Consider the following 25,762-nt stretch of genomic DNA (forward strand, 5'->3'; position numbering starts at 1 on the left):
AATAAGTTAGGGTCAATATTTTGTATTTACAATTTGGCCCTGAGGTGCGATTCGCCATTAACGACGAAAGGCGCACTCTCATGCAAGTGCGCTAGAAGCCGAAATAGGCGCAAAGCGCACCTATGAACACGATTTGATATTGGTGAGTTGCCGCGTGGGTGGTTGCCACCCTCTTTGAGAAGAGCCGTTATCTGCAGGCTTTCATCTGGAATGCTGGCGGAGAGACGGGGATTCGAACCCCGGATAGGTTTGACCCTATACACGCTTTCCAGGCGTGCGACTTAAACCGCTCATCCATCTCTCCGGAGCCAGCTATTATAGCCATGTTTTCGGATTGTGGGAATTTTTTTGCAATCGCCTCCATTCGGCCCCGCATAGGTCGTCAGTACGGCCCCTGACCGAGTCGCGCATCCCGAGACGCATCCCCGAGACGCACCGCAAGCATCCCGTGTGACGTCGAATCTCCAGCGCCGTCTCAACCCCGCCGTCGCGACCTATCGGCACGCCGGCAATACCGAATTCGCCGCCAAACATCGGCATTGCCCTGCGTCGCTCCAGTCCCATCTCAATTTTCAGCCCGCGTGCGTCGATCATCACCGCAAAGCAATCGCACCGCACGAACGATCCCGCGCCGATAGCCTCGGTTATGCCTACATTGCATCTATCGATATAACGCTCGGTGAGGTCGGAAGGTGAATGCAATCCCGTCGCTTGTGCTTTTTCAGACGCGCCACTGCACTGAAGCGATAGACGATCGCGTGCGCGACAGCGATGCCATGGCGGAACCGTCGCAACCGATCGTATTACTTCGTCTCCCCATCGAGCTGTTCGACAAAATCCTGTATTCCTTTGCCGCACCGGATATCACGAATCTCGCTTGTGTCAGCGGCCCATTGCGCGCGTCACTGCGGCAGCATCCCGTGGTCCTCGCCTTGGCGCAACTCGGCGCGCCGCGCTTTTACGCCGGACTTATCGGCGGCATGGAAGCTATCCAGTCGACACCGCTGCCGTTCCGCGAATCGCTGATGCGCGAGTATGCGTCCCGAATGGTGCGTATCGACGACGGCGACGGCGCGATTCCCTGGCTCTATTACCTTCGGCTTTGCGAGCGTCAACTGCATGCCGGGCCGCCTGAGGAAGACCGCTTTCTCGGCATGCGAGATCTGTGCATCGTTCAGCCACTCGCCATGCTGCGCTTATTGAAAAGGCCATTGCAACAGTCCTATCTGGCTTACTCATGGCAACAGCAGTTGCAGGCGTTACCGGAAGAATACAGGACAGACCTTTCCAAGGCGATCATCGGTTTGAATTCCGGCGAGACGAAATACGATCGCGCGATATGGGGGCTGATCGACAACGCCGACGATGGTTCCAACCCTCCACCACTACGCCGGATCGCCGTGATGGCGGCGTTACAACTTTTCGACGTTCATGCGCGAGATGTCTGCCACCGTTTCGTCAAACGTTTCGGTTTGACCTCGGAACAAAGAACAACCCAACTTGAACCGATGGTGGTTGAAGCAGTGGCGACATGCTTTTCCCTGAGTGTCAGTGATCTCGCGGCCGTCATGCAACGCTGGAGCATGAATCACACGACGTTTCTGCCGGCGTTGCACGCGGCGCTGCTGACGAAAGCAGTGGATGCGCTGCGCGGTCCCTGGGCCGAACTCTATGGCGCTAGCGTGACGCCGGCAACGCCGCTGGTCCAGATGCAAGCGGTCGAACAGGTTCTGGGTATTCCGGCGAATGCGGCGCGCGACATCAAGGCAATCCAATCGGTGATGCCGACGTTTTGGACGCTGTTCTGGATGAGCGACCGTATCGTCATGACCCATTCGAATAACCTGCCGTGGCAAACCGTGCTGCACCTGCCATGGCAGGTGCAGCCGACGTTGCTCGCGAGACTGGCGTCGCAGGCGGGATTGGCGCTCACCGATGTCGATGGTAATTGGGGGGACAGCCGCAGCCTGGAGCACTGGGAACAGCAGATCGTGGAGACGTGCATGACCCACGACCGCCCGCGCCTCGCCGTTCGCGCGCTGATGCTCGCGTGCCACCTTTCGCGGTTTCGGAGTCACGACAAGCGCTCGGTGATACTGCTGCGCGCGCTGACGCTGGCGGTCGCGACGATGCCGCCCTGGAGTTGGAATGAGCTGATCGAGGCGCTCTGCCTGCATCGGGTGGAAGCGCAGCGCATCCCTCGTCCCAGCTGGCCGCGAGACGTGGATGTCGAGCATTGGTTGACGACCTTTCTGGCGGATCCGGCTAGCTACCTCATCGCCCCGTCGCCGATGCTCGTCGCTGCGCTGATTCGTCATGCGGAGTCGATCTGGCGTCATGCGCCGAACGGTGAGGGAAGCGATGGCGAGCGTTTCGATCGCTTGTGCGAGCGACTCGATCTCTCGCAAAGAGATCGCGGATGCCTTTCCGATTCGCTGACATGCTTCAGTGAGATCGGATCGTGAATGCCGACCTGTCGCGAACGGTGTCCAATGCGCCGTCGACCGCCGGGAGCGTGGATGGCCCCTCTGCTGACTTCGATACCATCGCAGGCGGTTGCCATCCGGTCACGCTATGCGTGATACCAGCGGACGTGCAGAGCGAAATCTTCCATCATTGTTCCGCACGCGACATCACGAATCTGGCATGCATCAGCGTGTCGATGCACACGTCACTGCAAGATCATCCGGTGATTCGCGTCTTCGGCCAGATCAAGACGCCGTGCAATTACGCGTGCCTCGTTGGCGGCATGGAAGCCATCCAGTTGGTGCCGTTGCAGTTTCGCGCGCTGATGATGCGCGAATATGCGTGCCGAATGATCCGAATCGGTGATGGCGACGGGGCGGTTCCGTGGCGCTACTACGTGTTGCTTTGCCACAGTCAAATAAATGCCGACGCCCACTTACCGAACCGGAACGAAAGCCTGCGAGATTTGTGTCTTGTCCAATCGATTGCGATGCTGCATATGTGGGAACGCACGACGCGGCCACTAAATACAGTGTTTTCCTGGGAAGAAGAGGGGGATGTCCTGTCACCTTCTTATCGAGCGGAAGCCGTCGACGCATTGCTGGAAATGAACTTCGGCATCAGTGCCCAAGCGCGCGACGTATGGACGCTCACGGACCTCGGCCAACGCAGTGCGGCGCGCGTGCCCACGCGTTTCATCGCAGTGATGGCGGCGTTGCAGTTGATGGATGATCGCGCACACGACGTTTGCCATCGATTCACCAAATGTTTCGCGCTGACGTCGGAGCAAAGGAAGACGACGTTCAATCCAGTCGTGGTGAATACGTTGGCGCGATGCCTTTCTCGAAACGGTGGGGATGTGGGCGCTGCGCTGAACCGCTGGGGCATGAATACACGCGCGCTGTTGCCCGCATTGCACGACGCGTTCTTGCAAAAAGCGTTGCAGGCGCTGCGCGGCGCATGGACCGACATTTTCGATTGCGCGATGACAAAGGCGGCGCCGTCGGTGCACGTGTCCGTCACGGACCATGTTTTGGGTATTCCGACGAATGGCATCGCGGATCAGCAAGTCGTGTTGTCGGCAATGTCGACGTTCTGGACCCTCTATTGGCCCAACGACAGTTTTCCATCCCTTCAATCGGGCCGTATCGCGTGGCAGAAAGTGACGACGTTGGATTGGCAGGTGCAGCCTACGCTGCTTGACAGGATTGTCGTTCGCACTAAATTTGCAGGGGCCGATGTGGCGGATAGTTGGGGGCGACACGGAAGTCTTGCTTCGTGGGAGCAGAAGATCTTTGCAACCTGCATTGCGTACGATCGACCGCGATTGGCGATTCGTACCTTGATGATCGCCTGCCACCTATCGCGCTTCAAGGATTACGACACACGTTCGCGGATACTGCATCGGGCGCTGGCGCTGGCGCGCGAGAACACGCCGCCTTGGAGCTGGAACGAGATCATCGAGGCGCTCTGTCAACTCCGCGCATCCGCGATACGGAGCCAGCGCTTCGACTGGCCGAGTGAAAGTGACATCGCGACCTGGATGACGATCTTCCTTTCCGATCCCGCAACGTGCATGGTTGCGCCATCGCCGATGCTGGTGGCGGTGCTGTTTCGTCACGCCGAGTCGATCTGGCATCACCTGCCCGAAGGCGAGGGCGGCGATATGGGCCGTTTCGACCGGCTATGTGATCGGCTCGATCTGATGCTAAGAGATCGTCGGGGCCTGAAGGCGTCGCTGACGCGGTACTTTCCCAACGATGCGGCAGCGGTGCATTAGCGCAGCGCGGGGTACATCCGCCGCCCGTTGCGGACAGCCGCATCGTCGGCATCGGTTGGGGTAGACGAGGCTTCGATTACGCATGCCGGTGACAACCTACGGTGAGGGTGGAATGTGAATGCGATCGCGTCGAATATCGTATCGAACCTGGCCGACGGCACCGAGGCCATTGAAGACAGCGAAGGGAGTCACGCCACGGCGCTGATCGCTTCACCCTCGTTCGGCTTGCTGCGGATTCCCCCTGATATGCAGCAGGAAATTCTGTCGTTGCTGGGTGCCCAAGACATTACGTGTCTGGCGAGTGTCAGCGTGTCGATGCGCGTGTCCTTGTTGCGGCATCCGGTGCTGCTCGCGTTTAGTCGGATGAGCGCCACGAAACATTACGCCGCGCTGATCATGGGTCTGGAAGCCATTCAGTCGACGCCGCTGCGGTTTCGTGCGCCGCTGATGCGTGAGTATGCGTCGCGCATGGTTCGCATCGAAGACGGCGACGGCACGCTCCCATGGCGCTATTACGTGTGGCTCTGCGAGGGACAACTGCGGGCTGATGCAGCCCCGTCTACGAAATTCCTTGGCCTGCGCGATCTATGCCTGGTCCAGCAGATCGCGACGCTGCGGATATTCGGGCGCCCGCGTCAGGACCTGGATCAGATCCACTCCTGGGAAGCGGATCTGGACGTGTTGCCGTCACCTTACCGGGCGAGCCTGGTGGATACATTATTGGGATTGGGTTCCAAGATGAGCCACTACGAACGCAACCTTTTTGCGCTTGCCGGCTTCGGTTCGGAAGGCGACAAACGTTCATCGGTGCAATTTATCGCGGTGATGGCCGCGCTGCAGCTCTTCGATGTCGAGGCTCGGGACGTGTGCCATCACTTCACGACCTGTTTCGCAGTCGGGGCGGAGCAGCGAACGACATGCTTCGAGCCGGTAGTCGCGCTTGCACTTGCAACATGCTTTCTCCAGCGGGGCGGCGACGTGGAAGAGATCCTGCGTCGCTGGGGCATGAACCACGGCACGCTGCTGCTGGCACTCCACCACGCGCTGTTACAGAAAGTCATGGAAACCATGCGCAACGCGCACTTTTGCGATATGACGCCGAGGCAGATCACGTCTCCGGGCCAGGGGCAGGCAATCGAGTTTGTTCTGGGGATGCCGTCCGATGCGACAAAGGATCTCGATGTCGTTCGATCGGTGATGTCGACGTTTTGGAACCTCTATTTCTCGGCGATCCAATCGTGTCGTAGTGCGTGCCGCACGGTGCTCCAGATGCCCTGGCAAGTTCAGCCGACCCTGCTTTCCCGATTGGCATGCCGGTCGCGATTGGCGTGCCGCGATGCCGATGAATGGTGGGGGACAGGGCGAAGTCTGTTGCTCTGGGAGGAAACAATGGTGACGACCTGCATTGCGCATGGACTGCCTCGACTGGCGGTTCGTGCGCTGACCCTCGCCGTGCAATTGTCGCGTCTGCAGGAATACGACGATCAGTCGATCGTGTTGCAGCGAGCGCTGCGCCTCGCGCGCGATACTTCCCCGCCTTGGAGTTGGAACGAACTGATCGAGGCGCTCTGCGCGCACCGTGCCGAATCGGAGCAATTGATGTACGTGCAATGGCCGTCCGACGCAGACGTCGCGGAGTGGATGACGGCCTTTTTATCCGATGAGGCAACGCATGTCATCGCGCCGTCGCCGACGTTCGTCTCGATGCTTGTCCGTTTCGCCGAATCGATCTGGCCGCATTTGCCCGAAAGCGCGCAGGGCAACGGTACGAGGGAGGATCGCGTAGCGCGATTGTGCGAACGACTCGATCTTTCCAAATCCGGTCGCCGGCGTTTGAACCGCATACTCATTCCTCCGACGAGGTTGGAATATGAATGCCATTCCCGCGGATAGCGGTTTGGACGGCTTGGTCCGCATCGACGCCTCGTGGGGGCGCGGGATCGATGCCGATGCGGGCGACGATGATCCACGCCCGTTCGCGTTGCAATGCCTCCCACGCGAGATGCGGGATGAAATCCTCGACCGGTGTGTTGCACAGGACATCACGCGCCTTGCCTGCGTCAGCGTGTCGATGTGGACCGCGTTGCAGCGGCATCCGGTCGTCCTCGCCTTCGTGCAAATCGGTCTACCGTGCGGTTATGCCGGCCTCGTCGACGGTTTGAACGCCATCCAAGCGAGTTCATTGCGGCACCGCGCGTCGCTCATGCGGGATTATGCCTGCAGGATGCAACCCATCGACGACGGCGACGCCGCCATGCCCTGGCGAAAATACCTGGGGCTCTGCAAGGCACAACTGACCTTGGCGGCGGACGCGTCGGTGATGCGTGCCGGTTACCGCGAGCTGGATATCGCGGAGCCGATAGCGCTGCTGCGCATCTTGCCTCTTCCGTTGCGACAAACCGATATGACCGTTTCACGCGAGTTGCAATTAGAGGTTCTACCCGCGCACTATGTCGCCGACGTGTGGCACTCGTTACTCGGCGTGAACGTCGGCGCGACCGCTTCCTTTGCATGGCGCGCGGCGCTCCGAGTGCGCTGGCAAGTGCAACCGATCTTGCTCACTACCCTGATATTCCGGATCGGCTTGGCGCGTGTCGATGTCGAACAGTGGTGGGGTGTGGGCGGTCATTTGGCGCGCTGGGAGCAAAAAATCGTTACGGCGTCGCTGACGCAGGATCGGCCGCGACTGGCCATTCGCACTTTAACGATTGCCTATCATCTTTCTCGTCTCGACCGTCATGGAGAGCGGGCCGTGATACTGCAGCGTGCGCTGACAATCGCGCGAGAGAAAACGCCGCCGTGGAGCTGGAACGAGCTCATCGAGTTGCTCTGTTTGCATCACGTCCGGTCGGCCTGGGCCGGTGCAACGGACTGGCCACGCGATGCCGATATCGCACAATGGTTGACCGATTTTCTATCCGATAGGGCAACGGTGATGGTCTCCCCGTCGTCGAGCTTCGTGGCGACGCTGATCGATCACGCGGCCGCGATCTGGCACTGTTTGCCCGATGGCGTCGATGGCGACGAAAGTCGTTATGACCGGCTGTGCGAGACACTCGATCTGCGGCAAAAAGACCGAAACGATCTCCGGGACGCGCTGAAACGTGATGTCGCCTGCGACGCATCTGCAACGCGCGTGGGCGGACCGGCGGCCACCGGCACAAAGCGCGCTGCGGCTATGAACGAAACCCCCGTCAGTGCCCAGTCGACGCCGCCATCGCATCGATCAAGCAACGTGTCCACCGAGGTCGGAAAGTGAATGCCATCCCATCCTGCGGTCCTCTGCCTATTCTTACGTCGTCTCATCTCGCGCAGCGGGACCCATGGCCAGGGCGTCAGGATGCCGCGGCCGAGACGGCGGACCCAGTCCTACTGTTTTCCCTCCCAGATGAGTTGCAGCAGGAAATACTGTTTCCCTGTACGGCACGCGACATCACGCATTTGGCCTGTGTCAGCGTATCGACATACGATGCCTTACGTCGGCATCCTGTCATGCTCGCGTTGACGCGGCTCGAACCGGCATGTCATTACGCCGCGCTTGTCGACGGCATGGAAGCCATCCAGGCGACACCGTTGCGGTTTCGTTCGGCGCTGATGTGCGAGTTTGCGTCGCGCATGGTGCCACTCGAAGATGGCAATGGCGCGATCCCCTGGCTATATTACCTGCGCCTCTGCGAGAGCCAACTCACGTCGCATGGCACGGCACCCGAATCCGGAGCGTTGCTGCGCAACCTGTGTATCGTGCAACCCGGGGCGATGATGTGCATGCTGAGAGGACCGATGCGGTCGGTGACGCGGGTCTACTCGTGGGAAGCGCAGGTAAGCCTGCTGCCGAAACACTATCGGTCTGACTTGTATCATGCACTTTTGCGGCTGAATGCCGTCGCGGGAGGGTGCGATGGCCAGGTGTGGCGGTTGATCGATGCCGGAGGGCGCGATGAAAAATGTGTTCCTCTGCACTTCATCGGTGTGATGGCTGCTTTGCAGCTTTTCGACGATAAAGCCCAGGATGTCCGTCGGCGTTTCATTGCACGGTTCCCGCTGTGCGCGCAAGACCATGGACGCGCGTTCGACGCGATAGTGGTCGGCGCGTTTGCATGTTGCTTTCCGCAGCGCTGCGACGAACTGCAAAAAATTCTCCTGCGATGGGATGAGGATTACAGCGCTTTGCTACCTGCCTTGCATGCGTCATTGCTGCAAAAGGCAGCAAAAATTTTATCGCGGCGATGGGGGACGCTGGAGGCCCCGGACTTGACGGATCGCCCGCTGCCGCGCCATGTCGCGCCGAGCGACCATGTATTGGCTATTCCTGCTACCGGGGAGGCGGACCTTGCCATAGTGCAGTCGTCTATGGCGACGTTTTGGACGCTCTATTGGGTGAACGATCGCGGCGCGTGGGGGGAATCCTCGCGTCCTGCCTGGGATACGGTGCTCCGACTGCCCTGGCAGGTTCAGCCGACCTTGCTCGCCAGATTGATCGGGCAAAACGGGTTGGCGCGTGTGAACCTCGCGCAATGGTGGGGGAAGGACGGCAGTCTGCACCAGTGGGAACAGAACATCATGGCAAATTGCATCGCGTCTGACCGACCGCGATTGGCGGTGCGAGCCTTGATGGTTGCCATCTCTCTTTCGCGTGTCATGGCGGCCAAAGTGCAGCTTGCGATACTGGAACGGGCGTTGGCGGTGGCGACCGACACCCTGCCGCCGTGGAGTTGGAATGAACTCATCGAGGGCCTTTGCGTTTTTTGCGTCGAGACAAAGCGCACGGGCGAGTGGAACGGGTCATTCGATGCACGCATTGCAACCGCGCTGTTGGCATTCTTATCAGACGACGCGACATGCATGCTCGCGCCTTCACCGATGTTCGTCGCGACGTTGATCGATCACGCCGAATTGATATGGACGCTTTTTCGCGGTAGCGAGGATGAGGCGCGATTCGAACGGCTGTGGGATCGGCTCGATCTGCTGCAAAGCGATCGCGAAAGTATCATGGCGCGGCTGCGTGCCCTTCCCGAGGCGGCGTTCAAGTGAACGCGCTCCCCTCTCATAGCTTGCTTGAAACGCTGGTGCAGGACGAAAAAGACGGCACGGAACCCGCTGCCCACGTATCGTTCGTATGCGCGCTACACGCCATGCCAAGCGATGTGCGTCTCGAAATATGGGATCGTTTGGATGCGCGGTCCATTACGCGGCTGGCGAGCGTCAATGTCGGGATGCGACATGCGTCACGCGAACATCCTGTCATCCTCGCGTTTGCACAGATCGGGAAGCCGTCGCGTTATGCGTCGCTGATCGGTGGCCAGGCGGCGCTTGCTATCACGGTGGATGTCCGGGATGCGGTGATACACTGATATCGCACGGTACTCATCTCGGAGGGCGAATGCCACGTCGGTCACGACTCTATCCACTCGCCTGGCTTATTGGGATAAGCGTCGTATCGACCGTCGCATGCGTCGCCGCGCATGCGGAATCCGGGGATCCGCCGGGTGCTTGGCGCGCTTTTTCCGCACAGGGCCGCGCTTTCGTGTTGCCGCCTGACGGATCACGAAAAATACTGTTGATGGCATCGGCAGGTGCGAAAGGCCCCGCGATCTCGCTGCTGGATCTGGAGGGGCCGCTCTGTGCATCGGGCCGTGTCGGACGGCGTGGGCAGGCCACGCCGTTCGCCATCAATGGCAAGTCCATCGGTTTTGTCGACGATTGTGTGGATGGGGCCGTAGTCGAGCGTCCCGAATCCGACCAAGACGCGCGCTATCTGCTTTCCATCGTCGCGGCCGGCGATGCGGTCACCGTCGATGACGGACGAGGGGGCGCGCTGCATTATCCTGCAGCCGACTTCAGGCCGGTGCGACAGGAGCTGGCATTACGCGCCGACGGCTTCTGACGACATCACTGCTGCGATGCATGCACAAGCATGCCGATGCCGTATTTGCACATGCAAGGCCAAAGTTCATTAAGCAACATCGCGACGTTGCAAGGCGATCGGTTTCAGCGCATTCTCATGACGCAATTTGCACTGGTCGCGCATTGCGCGCGTCTGGACCTTGGTCCCCGCGCTGTGCTCTGAACGGTGTCGTGATTGATGAACGAGTCGAATGATCTGTTTGCCGGCGCGTGCGCCGCGACCTCGTTGTTTCGGATTGCCGTCATGAGCGGGGCGGCCGAAACGTGGCACGCGGTGATGGTGGTATCCGACGGTGGCATCTTCATACGTCGCGACTTGGCGTGCATGGAAGCGAGGATCTTGCTCCGCAACCTCCCCGACCATGCCGCGGACATCACGCACGTGGTGGATCCGGCACCGGCCTTGTTAACGCACGACGCCGCATCCTCTTCGGAAGGCGATACGCGATCCGTCGCGGCGGCAACGACAGTCGATTTCGAACCGGTTTTCCATGCCTTGGCGGCGGCCGGCTCCGAGTTCAGGGGCTATAAACGCGGCACGCTGGAGCGGCGCATCGCGCGTCGGATGTCCGTCAATCAGGTGGCGACCTTCAAGGCCTACTGCCAGATGTTGCGCGATCAAACCGCAGAGGCCGAGGCGCTCGGCAATGACATGATGATCGGCGTGACCGCGTTCTTTCGCGATCCGGAAGCATGGGACGTGATCGTCGATAGCGTGTTGCGTCCCTTGCTCGATGCCCCCGACCAGGAAGCGCCGCTGCGCATATGGGTACCGGGTTGCGCGACCGGCGAAGAGGCCTATTCGATGGCGATGGTCTTGACCGAGGAGATCGGCAAGCGCGCGACGCCGCGTCGATTCATTATTTTCGCCACCGATCTAAATCGCGCGGCGTTGGTGCACGCGCGGATCGGCCTGTATCCCGCGTCCTCGGTGCAGTCGCTCGGCGAAGCGCGCCTGGCGCGATTTTTCATTCGATCCGAGGAAGGTTTTCAAGTCAGTCGCACGTTACGCGCATCGATTCTGTTCAATATGCAGAACCTGATTTCGGATCCGCCGTTTTCTCGGATCGATCTGATCAGTTGCCGCAATTTGCTGATCTATCTGGAATCGGATGCACAGCAGCGTGCGTTCTCGTTATTTCATTTCGCCCTGAATCCGCAGGGCTATCTTTTTCTCGGTCGCTCGGAAAGCACGGACCCCGACACCACGCGCTTTCAGGAACTGTCCAAACCCTGGCGCATCTATCAACGCAGTCCCACCGTCAAGCCGCGCGTGCTGCGTCATCGCTTCTCCGCGACGATGGTCTCGCAGGACCATTTTGGCAAGGCAAGCCGTGCCATGGTGCGCAACAAAGGCTATGCGGAACTCGTCAACACCACCTTGCTGGCGGATCAGCGTGCGGCGATCCTGGTCAATGGCGCGCATCACGTGTTGTATGTCAGTGGCGCCGCGGACCGCTATCTGGGGCAACCAGACGGGGAGCCTACGAATCACGTTTTGGACATGGCACGTGAGCGGTTGCGATTGAAGCTCCGCATCGCGCTGCGGCGGGTGGTGCAGCATGCCGAGACGCGGCCGGTCAGCGAAGTCGTTCCGGCCGATGGCGCGCCCGGCGTTCGGATCACGGTTTCCAACGTACAGGACAGTGCGCAAGCCGCCGGGAGTGTGTTGTTGATCGTGTTCGAGTGCTTAGCGACGATCGAATCAAGCGTGTTGCCGGTGATCGCGCCAGGGTCGCACTCGGATCTCTGGCATCTCGAAAGCGAGTTGCGCACGACACAGGCGGCGCTCGGCAGCACGATCGAAGATTTGGAGGAAAGCAATAGCGAATTGCGCGTGTCGAACGAAGAAATCCTTTCGATGAACGAGGAGTTTCGTTCGGCGAACGAGGAGTTGGAGACATCGAAGGAAGCGCTGCAGGTCGTCAACGAACAATTGAATCAGGTGAACGCGCGACTCGAACAGAAGATCCAGCAACTCGAGGCCTTGACGGACGACTTCACGAACTTGCTGGCCAGCACCGAGATCGCGACGATCCTCATCGATCGCTATGGCTTGCTGAAACGCTTTACGCCGAGTGCCGCGCGGATGTTTGCGCTGTCGCCTCTGCACGAGGGCTGCGTGATGGCCGAGATCTTCGGCGATGCACCCGGCGACACGATTCTGCAGGATGTGGAACGCGTGCTGGCCTGTGCGTCCGAACAGGCGGAACGAGAGGTCAAGTTCGACGCCGGACAATGGTATGTCCGGCGCATCACCCCCTATATGACGTCGCTCGGAAAATTCCCCGCGGGTGCGGTCGTGACATGGACCGACATCACGCATATCAAAAAAATGGACGAGCGTGCGTGGCGGCTGGCCGCCGTGGTTCAGGACTCGAACGATGCGATCACCGTTTTCGATATGAGCGGTCGGTTTCTGGCATGGAACAAGGCGGCTTCGGTAATGTATGGCTATACCGAAACCGAAGCGTTGACGATGTCGGTCTCGGATCTGGTGCCGGCGGGTGCGCGCGAGGATCATCTCGATTTTATCCGCCAGGCGCTCGGCAATGAAGCGCTGCACTCCTACGAGACGCGACGCGTGGCGAAGGATGGCCGAGAGTTGGACGTCTGGCTGTCGATGTCGATCCTGCTCGATGAGGAGGGCAAGGCCGTCTCGATTTCGTCGACGGAACGCGACTTGACGGATCGCAGCATCAGCAATGCGTTTCTGCGCCAACGTGCCGAGCAATTGGCCTTGGCGGATCGGCGAAAAAACGAGTTCCTGGCGATGCTCGGCCACGAACTTCGCAATCCGCTCGCGGCACTACTTTCGGCAGGCTCGCTGCTGTCCTTGACGAGTGTGGCGGAGGCGAAGAAAACCTGGGCCGCTGGCGTCATCGTACGCCAGGGACGGGCGATGCTGCACCTGGTCAACGATATGTTGGACATTGCTCGGATCGCGGCGGGGCACGTCGAGCTGCATCGTCAACACGCGCCGCTATCGGGCATCGTGCAAAGCGCGATCGAAGTCTGTCAGCCGATCATCGATGAACAGCGGCATCGTCTGGCGGTGTCGTTGCCGAAGGAGGCAGTCTATCTTTTTGCCGATGCGACCCGGCTATCGCAAGTCATCGAGAATCTGCTGATCAATGCGGCAAAGTTCACGCCTCCCGGCGGGGTGATCAAGCTCCGGGCACGGACCAATGCAGCGCATCGACTCGTCCTGCATATCGAAGACAACGGGAAGGGCATTGCGCCGGAACGGATCAACCGGATATTCGACATGTTCGTGCAGGGTAAGGCGCCCGAGGGGCAGCGCTACAACGGTTTGGGCGTTGGCTTGTCGGTAGTGCGCCGCCTGGTCGAGCTGCACGGCGGCACCGTCCGGGCGATCAGCGACGGCCGCACCGGGAGCACCTTTATCGTCGACCTGCCACTGGCCGTGCAAACCCATCCGGCCACGCTGGCGGAAACCGTATCCGAAGCGGTACGGCCGACCTGCCGTCGGGTGTTGATCATCGACGACAATCGGGATGCGGGCGATGCCTTGTCGGTGTTATTGACGCACGAGGGGCATGAGGTGCAGACCGCCGCGGACGGGCCGTCGGGCCTGGCGATCGCGCAGGTTTTTCTGCCGGAAGTCGTCCTGCTCGATATCGGTTTGCCGGGAATGGATGGCTATGCCGTGGCGGCACAATTGCGCGCGAACGACGCGACGCGTCATGCGCTGCTGGTGGCCGTTACCGGTTTCGGCATGCCGTCCGACCGGCAACGTTCCGCCGAAGCCGGTTTGGATCAGCATCTGATCAAACCGGTGGATTGCGACAAATTGTGCCGCTTGCTGGCGTCGGGAAAGGGATCCGGCGGTGGCGAGGAGCCAATCGGTGAAGCCGAGGCCTGATTTACCCGACCGCTGTACGCGCTTACATTATTTACACTTTAGGCGCTGCGGGCGCCGAGCAAGACCGGGATGCATCGCTTCGCCCATTCCAGACCGCCTTCGAGCGCGACGTCGGCGCTCGGGTAGGGCCCGTAATGGCTGATGCAATTGCGGACGTCGAACGAGACATCGTCGCCCAACACGGGAAAACCGTCGGCGCGCGTGATGACGGCGTCGAAGCCATAACCGTCCAGGCCCGAGCGCGATTCACCTAATACTTGCGGAATAGGGGTGACGCTGACTAAAAAATCCTCGATAGGATGGTTTTTTAGCATGACGAATCTCCGTGTGATGCACTTAGTATAAACACGGATAGGCGATTCGTGCAGTATCAAAAATCGTCAGCGTAATATTTTACGTAACAAAAGGTGTGCGCCTACCGACAGGCCGGTTTCAGGGGATGCGGAACCCCGGCCGCCCGTTCATTCGGCCAGTTGCGCCTCATGTAGGAGGCGCCCGCATTCGTCCAGCAGATCCATCGCCACCGGTGACTGATGGTTCGGATCCAGCGACTGATTCATCTCATGCGCCATATACAGTCCGGCTTCGCGCGAGAGGCTGTCCGCCAGCGTCCGTGCGAACTGACCGCTGAGGGCGGCCAGTTCGCGGATCAGCCGCGGCGGCGCGCTGACGTTCTGGCGCATGAGCCAGACTTGGGCCGTTTCCAGCGCGCGGTGGTCGTCGGGCCAGCTATCGTGCTCGTAGTACACGCCGAGTCGTTCCGAGGTCAAGGCGAACAGCAGGGCCTTTCGGTTGTCAAAATTCAGATCTACGGGCGTCATGGGAGCATCGGATGCAATAGGTAAGGAAGGAGTGCGGCGCCATTCTACAAAAATTGGCATCGCGCCAAGCAGATTGATGGTTAGGGCGGGGGCGCGACGGGTTGCGCGTCGGAGGCGGTGGCCGGCTGCAGCGGCAGTCGCAACACGCGGATTTCCGGCTCGTCGCTGCGCTCGACGCTGAATCCCAGCGTGCGGGCCAATTTGATCATCCGGGTGTTTTCCGATAAGACCTCGCCGACGATGCAGCCGGTGCCGCGTGCGCGGCAATAGGCGATGATCCGCTGCATCAGCAACGCGCCAAGTCGCAGGCCCTTGCGATCGGAGCGCACCAACACCGCGAATTCCGCCGTTTCATTGTCGGCGTCCGCCACCGCGCGAACGACGCCGAGCGTCACGCTGGTCGGCGCACCGCCGTCCGGCGATGGCATGTCCGTGGTGGCGATGAAGGCCATCTCGCGGTCATAGTCGATTTGCGTCATCCGAGCCAATTGCCCATGTTCCGGCGCCTTAACCGCCCCGAAAAAGCGCATGCGCAGGTCATCGTCGCTCATCGACTCCACGAGGATGCGATGCGTCGGCTCGTCCTGCGGGCGGATCGGACGGACCGTGATCGTCTGGCCTTGCCAATGCAGTGTCGATTCGAGTTCCGCCGGATACGGCCGAACCGCGAACCGGTAGCGCGCCGGTACCGCATCGACGGCGATCGTCGTCGTATCGGGCGCGCTGCCGTCGTTGTTGCTGCCGGCGCTCCCATGCGGCGACGTTGCCGGGCGATCGTGATCCGGGACGGTGGCGACGATGCGGCAGTCGCGCATGACGATGCCGTCGTCGTGCCTGTGGGCGGCGTGCAAGGTCAACGAGGCGATTTCCGGCACCGCGACGATGACATCCGACAAGCGCGCGAGGAAACGCGTGAAAGCGCGAAACGAGGCATGGCCGTGCGTCGGGGCGCTCGGCAGACGGCCGACCAGGTCGCCGGACAGGACGGTGCTGATTGGCAGAATCGCCCACTCGGTACTCGGCTCCGGCGCGCCGGGAAAAGCGGCGGGGGGTGTCACGCCCAACACCATGCCGAAACGCTGATCGCGTCTCACGCCGAGCGCCATGAAAGGCCCGGTGCGCGCTTCGTCGCCGGCCTGCCCATCGGTGATGGCCGCGGCACGCGCATGCGCATGCGGCAACAGCGTTTCGAGCAGCGCGAAGGCTTCCTCGTGCGCCAGCGTCGGCGGTGCGCCGTCCGCGTTATCGGCGAGCCGCGCCTGCAGATGGGAGCGGGCGGCCGCGATCGCGTCGGTCTGCAACAAGCCGATCGACTCGGGTGTTTCCGCCAGCAGGATCTGGTTGCGTTGGTATTCGCGCATCGCGGCGAATGCCCGGGCGAGACGCTGCGGCGTCGGGAAGACGCTGATTTTGTGTTGGTGTAGCAGGCTGCGCACGCCCGGGTCGAAGTCGCCGAGCCAGCAGGTCATCAGCGCGCGCGGCCAGCGGTTGGCGTAGGCGGCCACCGTCTGCGCGAGCGGCAGCGCCGGCGCGTGCACGCTCGGCGTGTGGACGACGAACAGCGCGCCCGTCGACGACTGCACCGACAGGAAACGGATCGCCGCGTCATAGACCGACGGATCGGCCGTTTCGCCGAGGTTGATCGGATTGCTGCCGATGCGCCAGGCGAGTTCCGGCGGCAAGGCCGTGTCGCTTGCCGATTTGCCGGCGTCGCGCGCGAGATCGTGCGTCACGGCAAGACGGCCGCCGGCGGCGTGCAAGGCGTCGGCGGCGAGGGCGCCGGTGAAGCCGCCGTTGGACAGGATCGTGACCGCGTCGCTGCCGGCGAAGCGGCCGACGTGCAGCGTTTCGATCGCATCCAGCAGATCCTCGATCGATTCCACGCGCACCATGCCGGCGCGGCGAAACGCGGCGCTGAACAAGGCATCGTCGTGTCGGCCATGGCGCGCGCGCAAGACGAGAACCGGTTTATTGCGCGAGGCGGCGCGTGCGGCCGAGAGGAATTTGCGCATCGCCGATGGCGCGATGAAATCCATCGACAAGGCGATGGCGCCGGTCTCGCCGTCGCTGGCGAGGTAATCGAGCAGGTCGGCGCAATCGACATCGGCTTCGAGACCGCTGGTGATGACCTTCGAAAAACCAATATGGCGCGCTGATGCCCACGACACCGCGGCATTGGCGAACGAGCGTGATTGCGAGATCAACGCGACGCGCCCGGCCAGCGCCGGGGTATCGCCGGTGCCGGCGTGCAGTTTTGCGCGGCTGGAGACGATGCCGCTGCTCGCCGGTCCCAGGATGCGTAACATGCCGCGCCGCGCGCGCGCCAACACCGTGGCCAGCAACGCGTCGGCCCGCTCGGCATCCTCGGCGGCGGAATCGCCAATGCGTCGGTGCGGTTCGCCATACAAGACGGCCGCGCGCACGCCGGCATCGACCAAGGCATCCACCACCACGGGCCAGTCCTCGGGGGCCGTGCAGACGAGGGCGAGGTCGCATTGGGCGGCGGTCTGGCGCAGCAGCATGCCGCCTGCCGCGGTTTCGCCAGCGCCAGCGCCTTCGCCAGAGTGGCCGGGCAAGGCATGCCGCCGCAGCCGGCCATCGGATGTAGCAAAGCCGCCTTGCACCAATCGCGTTTCCAGCAAGGATGCGGTATAGGACAGCGTGGACGGTTGCGCCGACGGGATGCGCATTGCGCCGTCGGGACCGGGCAGCCCAGGCGCGGGCGCCACGATCACGATGGAACGCGGGCGGAACAATGCATCCAGATGACGTATCGACACCAGGCTCTCCGTAGACGACAGGCACGGCGCAACGCGCGCGCCGGGTCTACAGCATAGCGGGATGTCGTCGCGCTGCCTATGTTCGCCGAGGTCTGGCGCTCGGCTAGAGATCCCGGCGCGGCAAGTCGAGCGTATCGGCGATTTCCGCGGACAGTCTTTCGCGGCGGGGGCCTTGGCGGACGGGGACGGCCAGCACGCGATCCTCGGCGATGACAAAGATCCGCTGCCGGGCGCGTCGTACCGGGTGGCCGCCGGTGAAGTCGCCGAAAGCGGGCAAGACCCCGACGTCGGCACCGAAGTGAAAGCAGGCCAGACGCACCGCATCGGCGCCTGCCCGAACCGTGAACACCGGGTGTTCGTGGCCGGCCAGCGAATAATAGCCGGGCGTCTGCATCGGATAGTGACAGCAGGCCCAGGGGCCGATCAACCAGGGTTCGTCATGAACGGCGATGCCCAGCGACGCGGGCGGTACCCCCGCGTGTCGGTCGTGATTGCCGCTGATCAAGGCGATCTCGAGCGCCGCGTGAGCATCGCGCCAGGCGCGCATCGCATCGAGGATCTCCGGAGAATGCGCCTCGCGCGCGTGCAGCAGATCGCCGAGGAAGACCAGCCGTCGCGCCGGATGCTGCCGCAAGAGACTGTCGAGCCGGGACAACGTCGACGCGCTGACCCCGCGCGGGACCGGTACACCGCGAGCGTGAAACACCGCCTCCTTGCCCAGATGCGCATCGGCGACGAACAGCGTCGCGCTGTCGGGATCGAAGACGGCCCGTTCGGGACAAAGCAGCAACGCATGACCGGCGACATCGATCGTCAACGGCTCGGACGCGTGCATCGGAGTAGGTGTAGATGGCAAGGGTGGGCGGTTCGCTCAAGCATGGGGGCGGCGGAGATCCGCCGCGCGTTCCAAGGTCTTAAGCATTCGCTGTACCCGCTCGTGTAACTGTTCGGTACTGATTCTTTCGCGCAGGCGCGCAATCATCAACGGAAAGGCGAATGGCGTGGGGCGCGGCGGCGTGGTCGTGATAATCCGGCCTGCATTGATACGCTGCAGTGCTTGCCGCAGGCGCGCGACATCCAGCTCTTGCAACAAGACTTCGTCACGGGCCTGGGTGAGCAGGCGATTGTCGGGTTCGTGTTTGGCGAAGACCTGGTAAAACAGGCCGGCCGATGCCTGCAATTGCCGGGCGCTCCGCTGCTCGCCGGGATGACTTTGAAAAATGAGCCCACTAATACGGGCGATCTCGCGGAAGCGACGCGCGGCCAGCTCCGACGCGTTCAGGCTGTCGAGAATGTCCTGTTCCAGACCGGCCTCGGCAAACAGGCCTTCCGCGATCAAGGCATCCCAATCCAGGCGCGTGGGCCCCAGTAACTCGAAGCCATAGTCATTGACGGACAAGGACAGCGTCAACGGACCGCGCTTCGCCGCGCGCCAGGCGCACAGCGCGGCCAGTCCAATATGAGCGGTTCGGCCGGCAAAGGGATAACAGAAGTGGTGCCATCCCTCGCGCGTCTTGACGGTCTCCACCAGGAGCGCATCCGGACGCGGTAAAGCCGACCAGTCGCGTTGCAGCATCAGCAGCGGCATCACCGCCCTCAGTTCAGGGGCATCGCGGTCGGCGTCATCGCCGGCGTCCGCGCTCGCGTCTGCTGGAATCGGATGCCGGTCGCCAACCGCCGCGAGCACATCGAGCATGGCGTCGGCCAATTCGGAAGACAAGGGCATCCGGCCACCCTGCCATTGCGGAATCGCGCCGCGCGCACTATCGGCGCGACGCACATAGGCCGTCATTTCCTTGATGCGGACCAGCGTCACGGTGCGGCCGGCAAAGGTGAAGGTATCGCCCGGACGTAGCCGCGATACGAAGGATTCCTCGATGGTGCCGATGCGCCCGCCACTGACCCATTCGATGCGCATGGCGGCATCGGCGACGATCGTCCCGATATTCGCGCGGTGACGGCGGGCCAGGTCCGCCCGCGGCGCGTGGTAATGGCCATCGTCGCCGCGCGCGATACGGTGGTAGGTCGGGTAGCCGCGCAACGCGTCGCCGCCGTGTTCGACGAAGGCGATCGTCCAGTCGAGCGTCGCGCGGTCCAGATTGCGATACGACCAGGCCTGCTGTAATTCATGCAGCAAGGGGCCACCCGCGTCGAAGCCGCCACCGAGCGCCAAGGTCACCAGATGCTGCACCAGCACGTCGAGCGGCTTCTCCGGCGGCGTGCGCGATTCGATATGGCCGGACAATGCCGCGTTGCGGGCAGCCACCGCTTCGATCAATTCCAGCGCATGCGTGGGTACCAGCGTCACCCGCGACGGGCGTCCCGGCGCATGACCGGAGCGGCCGGCGCGTTGCAACAGCCGCGCGACGCCTTTCGGGGAGCCCACCTGAAATACCCGCTCGACCGGCGAGAAATCGACGCCGAGGTCCAAGCTGGACGTACACACCACCGCTTTCAACGTGCCTTCGCGCAGTCCTTCCTCGACCCAGCGCCGCACGCTCGCGTCCAGGGAGCCGTGATGGAGTGCGATCACGCCGGCCCAATCCGGGCGTGCGGCGAGCAGCGCTTGATACCATAGCTCGGATTGCGCGCGCGTGTTCGTGAACAGCAGCGCACTGCGCGCGCCGTCTATTTCCCGAGCGACCGGCTCGACCAGCCGCGTGCCGAGATGGCCGGCCCACGGAAAGCGTTCGATCGGATGCGGGATCAAGGTGTCGATCGTGATCACCTTCGGCGTGTGTCCCTGGACGATCCGGCGCCGTGCGGCGGGTATCGCATGCAGCAGCACGTCGCGCGCCGCGTCGAGATTGCCGAGCGTGGCCGACAGTCCCCAGATGCGGAGCGCGGGCGTGGCGCCGATAGCAATGTCGCCAGCGCTGTCGGCTTGCGCGTCGCCGCCGCCGGGCGTGCGCCAGCGCGCCAGACGCGCGAGGGCGAGTTGCACCTGAACGCCGCGCTTGTTGCCGAGCATTTCATGCCATTCGTCGACGACGACGGTATGCACATGGCGCAGCAGCGATTGCGCATTGGCACGGCTCAGCAGCAAAGAGACGCTTTCCGGCGTCGTCACGAGCACGGTGGGCAGGCGTCGATCCTGTCGCGCCCGTTCGGCGCTCGGGGTATCGCCGGTGCGCAGGCCGATGGTCCAGTCTGGCCGAAGAGCGGCCATCGGTGCCGACAAGGCGCGCAAGGTATCCGCGGCGAGCGCGCGCATCGGTGTGATCCAGAGGACCGACAGCGGCGCCACCTTATGCGTACCGGCATCGTCAGCGTCGGCGGCATCGAGAATGCCGCCCCAGACAGCAAGCGTCTTGCCGGCACCGGTCGTCGCATGCAGAAGACCGCTATCGCCCGCGCCTACTGCATCCCATACGCTTTCCTGAAACGGGAAGGGCGTCCAACCATTCTGCCGGAACCATTGCTGCAAGCTCCGGCTCATACGGCCGTCCGATCCGGCCGCGCGACGTCGGCGTCGGCGTTGGTTTCCGTGTCGATATCGGTGTCGGAGGCGGGCGTGCTTTCAGGCGCCGTACCGTGCTGCTCGCCGATCGGCAACAAGGCTTGCAACGTGTGCAAGGTGTCGGCCTCTTCGATCGGCTTGTCTTCGCGCCATCGCAGCATCCGTGGAAAGCGGACCGCAATGCCGGATTTATGCCGCGGACTGCGCGCGATGCCCTCGAAGGCGATCTCGAAAAGCAGCGTGGGCCGCACGCTGCGCACCGGACCGAATTTCTCGATCGTCGTATTGCGCACGATGGCATCGACGCGTTTGATTTCCGCGTCGGTCAAGCCGGAATAAGCCTTTGTAAAAGGCACCAATGCACGGTCTGCCGCGCCTGGCGGTCGATCCCACACGGCAAAGGTGTAGTCGGTGTATAGATTCGCGCGCCGACCGTGGCCGGCTTGCGCATACAACAGCACGGCATCGACCGTGTAGGGCGCGACCTTCCACTTGTACCATTCGCCATCGACGCGCGTGCGGCCTACGCCATAGCGGCTGTGCCGATGTTTCAGCATGATGCCCTCGACGCCGCGTGCCCGGCTTTCATCGCGCATGGCGGCAAGGCTCGCCCATTGCGGCGCGCCGACCAGTGCCGGCAGCGTGATCGTAGGGGGCATCGTGCCGACTGCGGCGGCGTCCGCCGGAAAGACGTTCGGCAGGGCCTCCAGTGCCGTCCGACGTTCGGCGAGCGGACGCTCTCGCAGATCGTGACCGGCGTCTTCCAACAGGTCGTACACGAGATAGCGGGCCGGCGATTCGGCGAGGATCTTCTTGCTGACGGTCTTGCGCGTGATGCGCGGTTGCAGTTGTGCGAACGGTGCCGGGCTCGACGCTTCCGGCGGCCAGGCAACGATCTCGCCATCGAGTACGGTACCGTCGGGGAGTGCCGTGGCCGCGGCGGTGATCTCGGGGAAACGATCGGTGATCAGCTCCTCCCCCCGCGACCAGAGCCAGGTTTGCCCGCCGCGCTTGACCAATTGCGTGCGGATGCCGTCCCATTTCCATTCCGCCTGCCAATCGGCCCGCTCGCCGAGTTTGTGTGCGATCGCGGCGGCATCGTCGATATCGCCGGCCAGCGGTTGGGCGAGAAAGAATGGATAGGGCAGACCCAGGTCTTCCTCGCTCAGCGGCGATGCCGTGCCGGCGTCGGAAAGGGCGCCGCCCTGCGACGCGGCGAACGGCAGACCCGGCTGCAACGTCGCGTGATCGTCCTCGACGCGGACATCGGCGCTTTCGGTCAGCGCGCCAGGATCGATCGAGCCCTCGCGCGCGATCAGAGCCAGGAAGCGGGCCGCGGTGGGCGTGCGTTTGCTGTCGGTCCATCCGACCATGCGATGGGCAATGCGTTTCTGGTCGATGCCGGCAATATCGGCCAGCGCGCGAATGACCAACTGACGCGAGACACCTACCCGAAAGCCGCCGCCGATCAGTTTGGTCAACAAGAATCGACCTGACCAATCGAGTCGATCCCAATAGCCGAACAGCGCTTCCGCCACGATCTCGGGCGCCGCGCCACGCAGTGGCAACAGGCGGTCGGTGATCCAGACGGAGAGGGGGACGTCCTCATCCGATGTCGGTGGCGGCAGCACGTGCGCGATCGTTTCGGCAAGGTCGCCCACGGTGTCGTAACACTCGTCGAAGAGCCATTCCGTCAATCCGGCACGCTGTTGCGCCAGCGTACGGAGCAGGCGCGTCGGCACGACCTGTCGCGGTTTGCCGCCGGCGAGAAAATAGGCGGCCCACGCTGCATCGGCCGGTTCGGCCGAGGCGAAATACGCGCGCAAGGCGTCGTGCTTGTCATGCGTTGCCGTACTCGCATCCAGCGTCGTGTAAAGCGTCGAGAAGGCTTTCATTTCGGCGTCGTCTCCCGCGCGCCGGTGGATGCGTCGTGTTCGATGACGTCGCCCCCATCGGGCCGGTTATCGATCTCGGCCACCGCCGCCTTGTCTTTCGCTTCCTCTTCCGCGCCTTCGTCGCCGGTGTAGGCGGTCTCGAAATTCCCCGCTTCATAGCCGTGCTCGGACAGCCAGCGGACCAGCGGCGCGGTGTGGCCATGGGTCACGATGACACGAGATGCGCCGGTCGCACCGATTGCCTGCAGCAGGCCGGGCCAGTCCGCGTGATCGGAGAGGACGAAACCACGGTCCACCCCACGTCGGCGCCGCGCCCCACGTAGCCGCATCCATCCGGAAGCGAAGGCGTCACGATACGCGCCATGTTTGTTGAAACGACGTAACCAGGGCGAGCCGGCCGCTGAGGGCGGCGCGACGATCAGTGCCCGTGATAAGTTGCCCGCGGCGCTCCGATCCTTGCCGGTTTCCGCCATCACGCGCTGCGTGGGTGGCAGCGCGACGCCGCTTTCGCGATAGACGGCGTTCAGGTTCTCGACGGCACCATGACAGACGATCGGGCCAATCGAGGGATCGATCGATGCGAGCAAGCGCTGCGCTTTGCCGAACGCGTAACAGAACACGACCGACGGTCTGCCGGCGGCGGCATTCTCCGCCCACCAGCGGTTCAATTCCCCGAAGACCACGTCCGGTTCGTCCCAGCGATAGATCGGCAGCCCGAAGGTGGACTCGGTAATGAAGGTGTCGCATCGCACCGCTTCGAACGGGGCGCATGTCGGGTCCGGGGCGACCTTGTAGTCGCCGGACGCAACCCAGACTTCACCGCGGTGCGCGATCCGGACCTGCGACGCGCCCAAGACATGGCCAGCCGGGTGAAACGACAGATCGACGTCGCCGATCCGGATGCGTTCGCCGTATGGCAAGGTCTGCAAGTCGATTTCACCGAGGCGGGCTCGCAAGACGCCGGCGCCGTCGCCATTCGCCAGATAATGGCCATGGCCGGTGCGGGCATGGTCGGAATGGGCGTGCGTGATGATCGCGCGTTCGACGGGACGCCAGGGATCGATATAAAAATCGCCAGCGGCGCAGTAGAGGCCCCGTGGCGTGGTGATGATGAGGTCGTCAGGCAATCGAGCGCGTCCGGTATGGCGCCGTGCCGATCCCGGGATCCTGATCCGGGCCGACAGCGGCGAGGGCGCGCGGCTGCACGCCATGCCGTTGAAACATGCAAAATCCATACCCGAGGTGATTGCCGTCCCGGGCAGCCGATTGCTGCGCGCTCAGCCGTCCGATCGATCTGCCGCGGCTTCCTCCGGCTGAATCAAGGCGGCCAGACGCGCGTCATAACTCGAGTGGATATGGGTGCGCGACTTGTCCGGGCGTGCATGGCGATAGGCGTGTCGCAAGGCCAGCGCCGCTTCGTGAAAACCCGACAGGATCAGCTTCTGCTTATTGCCGTACCCGGCGATATCGCCGGCCGCATAGACGCGTGGTATCGACGTTTCGTAATGCAAGGGATCGACGGTCGTGCGACCGCCCGCGATCTCGAGCCCCCAGCCGCTGATCGGACCGAGTGCGGCGACCAATCCATACAGAACGACGAGCTGATCGGCGTCCACGATATACGCTCCGTCCCGTTGCGTCACGGTGACGGCCGCCAGCGAGTGCGGCGATGCCTCCGTTTCTTGCGCATGCAACGCACCAATCGTGCCGATGCGTAGCGAGATCTCCTCGCGCGCGACTGCCTCGCGCAACGCCGCGACCGACGCGTCGGCGGCACGGAAGGTATCGCGCCGATGCACGAGCGTCAGCGTCTTCGCCACATCGCGCAGCGCCAGCGCCCAGTCCAGAGCCGAATCGCCGCCCCCGGCGATTACCACGCGTTGCCCCTGAAAGCGCGCGATGTCGCGGACGGCATAGTGCACCGCATGGCCTTCGAGGCGGTCCGCCACCTCGCTGGCGGGGCCGGACACCCGCTGCGGGACGAACGCGCCATTGCCGGCGCAAAGCAGCACGGCCGCCGCATCGAACGTCAGCCCGCGATCGGTCTCGACCACGATGCGATGCGATTCGGTCACCGCGCCTGCCGCTGCCGGCTCGGGTGCAGGCTTCTCCGCCGCCGAATCTTGCGTCGGCGCGGCGCGCAACGAGACCGCCTGTTGTCCCAGATGGATCGGCGCGCCGAAGGGCCGCGCTTGTTCGAGCAGGCGTGACACCAGTTCTCGCGCCGTACAGACGGGCAGGGCCGGGATGTCGTAGATCGGCTTGTCCGGATAGAGTTCCGTACATTGGCCGCCCGGTTCGTCGAGTGCCTCGACGATCTCGCAGGACAAGCCGAGCACGCCGGCCTGGAAGGCGGCAAACAAGCCGACCGGACCGGCCCCGATGATCAGGACATCGACCTTTCGCGCCGCACCCTGGCGGCCCGCGTCGGTCTCGTCTGCCGGATAGGTCGCGGACGGCGCCGCGTCGGCGTGCGTATGCGGCACGGGCGATGCGGTCGGCGAACCGTCGGATGCCGGTGAAGCGGCGTGGTGGGCGGCGTCTGCCGCGGCACTGCGATCTATGCTCATCGATTCGATTGGTCCGGTTGCGCGGGTTCGGCGTATGCATCGCCTTGTGTGCATTGTCGCGCGAAACGGCCGCCGCTCGCGTTGGATGCGGCCTTAGCCCTGCCGCAGGCGGGGCTTTAGCGGCACGCCGCAACGTGACGCCTGTCCGACGGGCGTAAAAAGAAACGGGGCAGCCGACTTGCGCCAGGCTGCCCCGTGTA

At 63.0% G+C, this 25,762-nt stretch carries 16 protein-coding genes and 1 tRNA gene; 8 read left to right on the top strand and 9 right to left on the bottom strand.

The features are described from left to right. Positions 1-214: 214 nt before the first annotated feature. Positions 215-304: transfer RNA gene (locus tag ABEG21_RS07095), tRNA-Ser, on the bottom strand. A gap of 454 nt (positions 305-758) precedes the next feature. On the opposite strand from ABEG21_RS07095, the gene ABEG21_RS07100 reads away from it, so the two are divergent. The 8 genes from ABEG21_RS07100 to ABEG21_RS07135 all read left to right on the top strand — a co-directional run bounded on the left by ABEG21_RS07100 (position 759) and on the right by ABEG21_RS07135 (position 14,036). Next, on the top strand, positions 759-2,465 hold the full coding sequence (locus ABEG21_RS07100) for a hypothetical protein (RefSeq protein WP_347556512.1): 1,707 nt from the start codon (positions 759-761) through the stop codon (positions 2,463-2,465). Continuing rightward, positions 2,462-4,246 carry a hypothetical protein gene (locus ABEG21_RS07105; RefSeq protein WP_347556513.1) on the top strand — a complete coding sequence of 595 codons (1,785 nt, stop codon included), beginning with the start codon at positions 2,462-2,464 and terminating at the stop codon, positions 4,244-4,246. Before ABEG21_RS07100 ends, ABEG21_RS07105 begins: the two co-directional genes overlap by 4 nt. Positions 4,247-4,360: 114 nt before the next feature. Beyond that, positions 4,361-6,139, top strand: coding sequence for a hypothetical protein (locus ABEG21_RS07110; protein ID WP_347556514.1), 1,779 nt, complete (start codon positions 4,361-4,363; stop codon positions 6,137-6,139). After that, entirely contained in the window at positions 6,117-7,505 is a 1,389-nt protein-coding gene (locus ABEG21_RS07115; protein ID WP_347556515.1) for a hypothetical protein, read from the top strand. Before ABEG21_RS07110 ends, ABEG21_RS07115 begins: the two co-directional genes overlap by 23 nt. Before the next feature lie 233 nt (positions 7,506-7,738). Further along, entirely contained in the window at positions 7,739-9,277 is a 1,539-nt protein-coding gene (locus tag ABEG21_RS07120; RefSeq protein WP_347556516.1) for a hypothetical protein, read from the top strand. Then, complete coding sequence (locus tag ABEG21_RS07125) at positions 9,274-9,597, top strand: hypothetical protein (RefSeq protein ID WP_347556517.1); 324 nt, start codon at positions 9,274-9,276, stop codon at positions 9,595-9,597. Before ABEG21_RS07120 ends, ABEG21_RS07125 begins: the two co-directional genes overlap by 4 nt. A 29-nt stretch (positions 9,598-9,626) precedes the next feature. Further along, positions 9,627-10,130: a hypothetical protein gene (locus tag ABEG21_RS07130; protein WP_347556518.1), complete on the top strand. Its 504-nt coding sequence runs from the start codon at positions 9,627-9,629 to the stop codon at positions 10,128-10,130. Positions 10,131-10,328: 198 nt separating this feature from the next. Continuing rightward, positions 10,329-14,036 (top strand): CheR family methyltransferase, encoded by a 3,708-nt coding sequence (locus ABEG21_RS07135; protein ID WP_347556519.1) that lies wholly within the window; start codon positions 10,329-10,331, stop codon positions 14,034-14,036. 38 nt (positions 14,037-14,074) lie between these two features. On the opposite strand, the gene ABEG21_RS07140 is transcribed toward ABEG21_RS07135, so the two are convergent. From ABEG21_RS07140 to ABEG21_RS07175, 8 genes are all read right to left on the bottom strand, one after another. Further along, on the bottom strand, positions 14,075-14,350 hold the full coding sequence (locus ABEG21_RS07140; protein ID WP_347556520.1) for a hypothetical protein: 276 nt from the start codon (positions 14,348-14,350) through the stop codon (positions 14,075-14,077). A gap of 147 nt (positions 14,351-14,497) precedes the next feature. Continuing rightward, positions 14,498-14,857, bottom strand: coding sequence for a hypothetical protein (locus ABEG21_RS07145; RefSeq protein WP_347556521.1), 360 nt, complete (start codon positions 14,855-14,857; stop codon positions 14,498-14,500). Between the two features lie 80 nt (positions 14,858-14,937). Continuing rightward, positions 14,938-17,637: a GNAT family N-acetyltransferase gene (locus tag ABEG21_RS07150; RefSeq protein ID WP_347556522.1), complete on the bottom strand. Its 2,700-nt coding sequence runs from the start codon at positions 17,635-17,637 to the stop codon at positions 14,938-14,940. A gap of 103 nt (positions 17,638-17,740) precedes the next feature. Beyond that, positions 17,741-18,472 carry a ligase-associated DNA damage response endonuclease PdeM gene (pdeM, locus tag ABEG21_RS07155; RefSeq protein ID WP_347556666.1) on the bottom strand — a complete coding sequence of 244 codons (732 nt, stop codon included), beginning with the start codon at positions 18,470-18,472 and terminating at the stop codon, positions 17,741-17,743. 36 nt (positions 18,473-18,508) lie between these two features. Then, positions 18,509-21,076 (bottom strand): ligase-associated DNA damage response DEXH box helicase, encoded by a 2,568-nt coding sequence (locus ABEG21_RS07160; RefSeq protein ID WP_347556523.1) that lies wholly within the window; start codon positions 21,074-21,076, stop codon positions 18,509-18,511. After that, a complete protein-coding gene (locus ABEG21_RS07165) occupies positions 21,073-22,992 on the bottom strand; it encodes a cisplatin damage response ATP-dependent DNA ligase (protein WP_347556524.1) in 1,920 nt (639 codons plus the stop codon). Before ABEG21_RS07165 ends, ABEG21_RS07160 begins: the two co-directional genes overlap by 4 nt. Then, positions 22,989-24,119, bottom strand: coding sequence for a ligase-associated DNA damage response exonuclease (locus ABEG21_RS07170; protein ID WP_347556525.1), 1,131 nt, complete (start codon positions 24,117-24,119; stop codon positions 22,989-22,991). The genes ABEG21_RS07165 and ABEG21_RS07170 overlap by 4 nt, the downstream gene beginning before the upstream one ends. A gap of 150 nt (positions 24,120-24,269) precedes the next feature. Beyond that, a complete protein-coding gene (locus ABEG21_RS07175; RefSeq protein ID WP_347556526.1) occupies positions 24,270-25,562 on the bottom strand; it encodes an NAD(P)/FAD-dependent oxidoreductase in 1,293 nt (430 codons plus the stop codon). Between the last annotated feature and the right edge of the window lie 200 nt (positions 25,563-25,762).

This window comes from Robbsia sp. KACC 23696 (assembly GCF_039852015.1).
Taxonomy (GTDB): domain Bacteria; phylum Pseudomonadota; class Gammaproteobacteria; order Burkholderiales; family Burkholderiaceae; genus Robbsia.

Excerpts from the sequence above, each read along its gene's own strand:
- ABEG21_RS07115 (WP_347556515.1), top strand. The coding sequence starts at position 6,117 with ATGAATGCCATTCCCGCGGATAGCGGTTTGGACGGCTTGGTCCGCATC.
- ABEG21_RS07120 (WP_347556516.1), top strand. The coding sequence starts at position 7,739 with ATGCTCGCGTTGACGCGGCTCGAACCGGCATGTCATTACGCCGCGCTT.
- ABEG21_RS07130 (WP_347556518.1), top strand. The coding sequence starts at position 9,627 with ATGCCACGTCGGTCACGACTCTATCCACTCGCCTGGCTTATTGGGATA.
- ABEG21_RS07135 (WP_347556519.1), top strand. The coding sequence starts at position 10,329 with ATGAACGAGTCGAATGATCTGTTTGCCGGCGCGTGCGCCGCGACCTCG.
- ABEG21_RS07140 (WP_347556520.1), bottom strand. The coding sequence starts at position 14,350 with ATGCTAAAAAACCATCCTATCGAGGATTTTTTAGTCAGCGTCACCCCT.
- ABEG21_RS07145 (WP_347556521.1), bottom strand. The coding sequence starts at position 14,857 with ATGACGCCCGTAGATCTGAATTTTGACAACCGAAAGGCCCTGCTGTTC.
- pdeM (WP_347556666.1), bottom strand. The coding sequence starts at position 18,472 with ATGCACGCGTCCGAGCCGTTGACGATCGATGTCGCCGGTCATGCGTTG.
- ABEG21_RS07160 (WP_347556523.1), bottom strand. The coding sequence starts at position 21,076 with ATGAGCCGGAGCTTGCAGCAATGGTTCCGGCAGAATGGTTGGACGCCC.
- ABEG21_RS07165 (WP_347556524.1), bottom strand. The coding sequence starts at position 22,992 with ATGAAAGCCTTCTCGACGCTTTACACGACGCTGGATGCGAGTACGGCA.
- ABEG21_RS07175 (WP_347556526.1), bottom strand. The coding sequence starts at position 25,562 with ATGAGCATAGATCGCAGTGCCGCGGCAGACGCCGCCCACCACGCCGCT.